This window comes from Dietzia sp. E1 (genome assembly GCF_014145015.1).
GTDB lineage: Bacteria > Actinomycetota > Actinomycetes > Mycobacteriales > Mycobacteriaceae > Dietzia > Dietzia cinnamea_A.
Genome location: NZ_JAALDU010000101.1, coordinates 1 through 4,235, shown reverse-complemented (window position 1 = coordinate 4,235; position 4,235 = coordinate 1). Strand labels below are relative to the sequence as shown.

The 4,235-nt window shown below is 67.6% G+C and carries 5 protein-coding genes; 2 read left to right on the top strand and 3 right to left on the bottom strand.

Annotation, left to right across the window (positions count from 1 at the left end; genetic code table 11):
• Both G6030_RS04530 and G6030_RS04525 read right to left on the bottom strand, forming a co-directional pair.
• A partial coding sequence (locus tag G6030_RS04530; protein ID WP_182642338.1) for a HAMP domain-containing protein occupies positions 1-459 on the bottom strand: 459 nt, incomplete at its 3' end.
• 92 nt (positions 460-551) lie between these two features.
• Complete coding sequence (locus G6030_RS04525; RefSeq protein ID WP_347238576.1) at positions 552-1,244, bottom strand: response regulator transcription factor; 693 nt, start codon at positions 1,242-1,244, stop codon at positions 552-554.
• A gap of 313 nt (positions 1,245-1,557) precedes the next feature.
• On the opposite strand from G6030_RS04525, the gene G6030_RS04520 reads away from it, so the two are divergent.
• Together G6030_RS04520 and G6030_RS04515 are read left to right on the top strand one after the other, a co-directional pair.
• On the top strand, positions 1,558-3,060 hold the full coding sequence (locus tag G6030_RS04520; protein ID WP_120285757.1) for a multicopper oxidase family protein: 1,503 nt from the start codon (positions 1,558-1,560) through the stop codon (positions 3,058-3,060).
• 60 nt (positions 3,061-3,120) lie between these two features.
• Entirely contained in the window at positions 3,121-3,759 is a 639-nt protein-coding gene (locus tag G6030_RS04515) for a DUF305 domain-containing protein (RefSeq protein ID WP_182642336.1), read from the top strand.
• A gap of 216 nt (positions 3,760-3,975) precedes the next feature.
• On the opposite strand, the gene G6030_RS04510 is transcribed toward G6030_RS04515, so the two are convergent.
• Positions 3,976-4,235: hypothetical protein (locus G6030_RS04510; RefSeq protein WP_182642335.1), on the bottom strand; the 260-nt coding region annotated here is incomplete at its 5' end.

Sequence of the window (4,235 nt, the reverse complement as noted above, 5' to 3'; positions counted from 1 at the left end):
CTCGAGGTAGGAGTCGATGGTGGCCAGCGGGGTGCGCAGCTCGTGACCCAGATCTGCGAGCATCCTTCGCCTGGTGGCATCTGTCGCATCGAGACGTCGGGCCAGTTCGTTGACGCTGGTCGCCAGATCGTCGAACTCCCGGCCAAGTTTCGGGCTCGCCATCCGGGTTTCGTATTGCCCTCGAGCTATGTCTGACGTCGAGGTGGTGACCATGGTGACCGAGCGCTGGACTCGGCGGGTGAGGTACCAGCTGGCGAGTAAGGCCACCAGGACCGCGATGGCTACCGCCAGCCCCCAGGCCAGGACTATGGCGACCGTGAAGGCTTCTTCGACGTGGGCTGCTTCGTTCGAATCGTGGTCGATGCCGGCTTGACCGAGGTGGTCGTGGAAAATGCCCGGGGCCAGGGCGGAGGCGACGAGCCACGCGCTGACGGCGCACCCGACGACCACGCTGGACATGGCCAGGAGCAGGCGGGTACCGAAGCTGAATCCAGCGATGCGTCGAGTTGTGCGGGGCCGAGTTGTGGCCGCGTCCGGCGATGGTATGTCGTTCACTGGCCCGTTCCCATGCGGTAGCCAACTCCTCTGACCGTGCGCACGAAACGGCCTCGGGAGGCATCGTCGCCCAGCTTGCGGCGAAGGTGACCGATGTGGACGTCCACCAGGTGGTCATCGCCCACCCAGTTCGGGCCCCACACGGCGGCCATGAGCTGGGCTCGGCTAAAGACGACCCCGGGGTCGCGGGCGAGCGCGGCGAGGATGTCGAACTCGGTGCGGGTCAGCGCGACATCGGCGCCGCCGACGGTGACTTCTCGGCCCGCGGTGTCGATCGTCAGGTCGCCGACGGTCCGTACCTGTTCCGGCGCCCTGCCGAGGTGGAGCTCGGTGGCACCGGTTCGAGGTCTGCGCATCATCGCCTGGATCCTGGCCGAGAGCTCGCGCGGGCTGAACGGCTTGGTCATGTAGTCATCCGCGCCGACCGACAGGCCGATCAGCGTGTCGACCTCCTCGGTCCGGGCCGTGAGCATGACGACGTAGGCGTCGGAGTGCGTTCTGATCTGCCGGCATACCTCGATCCCGTCCAGCCCGGGCAGCCCGAGGTCGAGGACGATGACATCGGGATCGATTCGGCGAGCCAGACCCACCGCTTCCTGTCCGTCCCCGGTGATCGTGACATCGAACCCGTCGCGCTGGAGATAGGAGCCGACCAGGTCGGCCAGGGGCTCCTCGTCATCGACCACCAGCGCTCGCGGACCGGCGGGCTGCTGAGGGCTCGAACGGCGAGCGCCAGAAACGGAGGAGGGCATGAAGGCCATCATCGCCGCAACTCCTGGAAGTCCTTCACCCGGATGGGCGCCTTGACCGAATCTTCACACGATCTCCATCGGGAACGCTCGGGTGGCCGGTCACCATAGGCGGTCGAGTCGGACACGGGAGGTACCTCATGCTCGGATGGGTCGCATTGTCGGTCGGCGCCGTGGTCGTCACCGCATTGTGGGCGTCGACGCTGCTCCTGGTCACTGCGCTGTTCGGGCCGTTGCACTCGGAGGCTGACCGGTGAAGGAGTTGTCGCGGCGGGCATTTCTCATCGGTTCGGTCCTGGCCGGCGCGGGTGCGGTGACCGCCTGCAGCGAGCCGGCGCCCTCGGGGGTGCCGGTGTCGGCGTCGGATCCGGCGATCCGGGACCTGGAGGCCGAGCGCCAGCGACCAGGCCAGCAGGTGGTGAACGCTCGGCTGTCCCCGCGCCCGGTGGAGGTCGATCTCGGTGGTCTCGTGGTGTCGACCTGGGCATTTGCTGACACTGTTCCGGGTCCGGTCCTGCGGGCCCGGGCAGGAGATCTGCTGCAAGTCGAGGTGGATAACCAGCTCGACCAGGAGACGAGCGTGCACTGGCACGGCATCGCCCTGCGCAACGATATGGACGGAGTGCCCGGTCTGACCCAGGACCCGATCCATCCGGGCGCCCGGTTCACCTACGACTTCACAGTCCCCCACGCCGGGACTCATTGGTACCACTCACACTCCGGGCTGCAGCTCGACCGGGGCCTGTACGGTCCGCTGATCATCGACGATCCCGCCGACCCTGGGGACTATGACCACGAATGGATCGTCGTCCTCGACGACTGGATCGACGGCATCGACGGCACGCCCGAGGACGCCGCCGGGCGAGTGGGCATGGATGCCCCCGGCGCTCGGGGCCGGCCGATGGCCGGAATGGGGCATGGCCAGATGGGGGGCGCCCGGTCCAGCAACCCGATGATGACCTCCCGGTTGCTCGGTGTCGCCGGGGACGTCCACTATCCGCACTACTTGGTCAACGGCCGAGTCCCGGCCGATCCGGTCTCGTGGACTGCCAGCCCGGGCCAACGCGCGAAGATCCGGATCATCAACGCCGGGGCGGACACGTTCTTCCGCGTCGCCCTCGGCGGACACACGATGACCGTCACCGACACCGACGGCTTTCCCACCGCTCCCCAGGAGACGGAAGCGATCCTGCTCGGGATGGGCGAGAGGGTCGACGCCGTGGTCACGCTGACAGACGGGGTGTTTCCCCTCTTCGCCGAGGCAGAAGGCAAGAACGGGTACGGGTACGCCCTCGTGCGCACCGGGGCCGGCGAGCTACCCGCCGACCCGCGCCCCGGCGAACTCGACGGACCGGTGCTGCTGGCCGCGGATCTGACCCCAGCGCCGGACTCTCGACTGCCCGGCCGAGGGCACGACCGCTACCTCAGCGTCGACATGGGCGGCAGCATGATGCCGTATCGCTGGACACTCAACGGGCAAACCCACCCCGACACCACGCCGTTGGAGGTCTCCCGCGGCGACCGGGTCCGGATGCGGCTGCGCAACATGTCCGACATGGCCCACCCGATGCACCTTCACGGTCACACCTTCGCCCTCGCCGACAGCGGGCTGCGCAAAGACACCGTCACGATCCGCCCCATGCGGACTATCGAGATCGAGTTCGACGCGAACAACCCCGGCCAATGGGCCTTCCACTGCCACAACGCCTACCACCAGGAAGCCGGAATGATGACCACCTTGTCCTACCTCGCCTGACCACCACCCGATCGATACACCACCCGATCTTGACGCCGACCCGAAAGGACATCGACCACGATGACCCGCACCACTCTGCTCCTGCCCGCAGCCCTGACCGCCGTTGCCCTGACGCTGTCCGCCTGCACCGACAGCACCGACAGCACCGAAGCCTCGCCCGCCGCGCCCACCACCGCGGCCGGCGCCACCACATCCGTGGCCGGCACCGTTGCCTCTGGCCAGGACGAGGAGCATTCGCAGGCCGACGTGATGTTCGCGCAGATGATGCTCCCGCACCACCAGCAGGCGATCGAGATGAGCGACATCATCCTGGCCAAGGACGACATCCCCGCCGACGTCACGGCGCTGGCCGAGGAGATCAAGGCTGGCCAGGGCCCCGAGATCGCGCAGCTGACCAACTGGCTCGAGCAGTGGGAAGAGCCCATCGAGGCGCAGGACGGTCACGGCGGTCACGCCATGTCCATGATGGAGGGAATGCTCTCCGACGACGAACTTGAGCAGCTGTCCGAGGCCCAGGGAGCCGACGCCGCCCGGATGTTTTTGGAGCAGATGATCGCCCATCACCAGGGCGCCATCGCCATGGCCGAGGAGGAGGCCGAAGGGGGCCGCTACCAGCCTGCGGTCGAGTTGGCCCAGACCATCATCGACACCCAGCAGCAGGAGATCGACACCATGCGCGACCTGCTCACCTCGCTCTAACCACCCGATCGCCAGGGGCCACACCGGCCCGGCACGACACCCGAGACACCACACCACGCGGAGAGGAAAATCCATGTTCTCCACAACGCGCTCTGCGCTCCCGCTCACGGCCGTCAAGGAAGCGTGTTCGTGCTGCTCCACGCCTACGGACCTAGAACGGATCGCCGCCACCGGCCGTCCGCAGGCTGACGATGATGCCGCCGTGGCCGCCGGCGCTCACACGGAGACAGACAAATGAGTCAGCCACACGATCACCACCACCATGATCGCCGCGGCGGACCCGGTGACGGTTCGGCCGGCCGCCCCGACGAGATGGCCACCTCGGTAGCCGAACATCATCACCCGGGCGCAGCTGACGACGCGGCCAGCCACGGCCACACCGGACAGCATCACGCCGGTCATGAAGACCACGGCGGTCATGCGGGGCACGCAGACCACGTCGGGCAGTTCCGACGGCTGTTCTGGATCATGCTCGT